The sequence below is a fragment of the Streptomyces sp. T39 genome, from assembly GCF_008042045.1.
Lineage (GTDB): Bacteria > Actinomycetota > Actinomycetes > Streptomycetales > Streptomycetaceae > Streptomyces.
On sequence record NZ_RDBP01000249.1, the window covers coordinates 1 to 623 of the forward strand.

Annotated in this window: 1 protein-coding gene; it reads right to left on the reverse strand. The window is 79.8% G+C overall.

The annotated features are described in order from the left end of the window. Nucleotides 1-623: alpha/beta fold hydrolase (locus EAO77_RS37810; protein WP_147992788.1), on the reverse strand; the 623-nt coding region annotated here is incomplete at both ends.

The following is a 623-nucleotide window of genomic DNA, read 5'->3' on the forward strand; positions in this document are numbered from 1 at the left end:
GGGCCCCCGCACCGAGGGACGTGACCGTCATCGCCGTACGCCCGCAGCCGCCTGGCACGCCGCCCGCCCTCGTGCTCGACCGGGCGCAGGACCGCCCCGCGGCCGCCGTCCTGGTGCTCCACGGGGGCCGCGCCGACGGACTGGCCCCGCCCTCCGCCCTGAGCCTGGCCGGCGCCCGGATGCGCCCCTTCACGTCCGGGATCGCGCGGGCCCGGCGGGCCACGCTCCAGGATCCCCGGGGGTCCGTCACCCGGTCACGGTCGCCGTGGACCAGCACGACGTCCGTCCCGGCGAGGTGGGCGACGGGCTCGCCCCGTGGTGTCCCGAGGGCGACCACGCCCCGCACCTGGGGGTGCGCCGCGGCACTCAGCGCGGCCCTGCCTCCCATCGAGTGGCCGACGAGGACGACAGGGACGCTCCCGCAGGCGGCGGCCAGCTCGTCGAGGGCGCGAGCGGCGTCCCGGGCAGCGTCGGCCCGCTCCCCGTTCCAGCCGCGGTGGATGTAGCGGACGCGGCCCACCACGATCCCGTGGCCCGCCGTCGCCCGCGCGATCCCGGACGTGAAGGGGCGCATCCGGGCGCCGGCCAGGCTCAGGGCGGAGGGCGGGGCCAGTCCGTCGGCG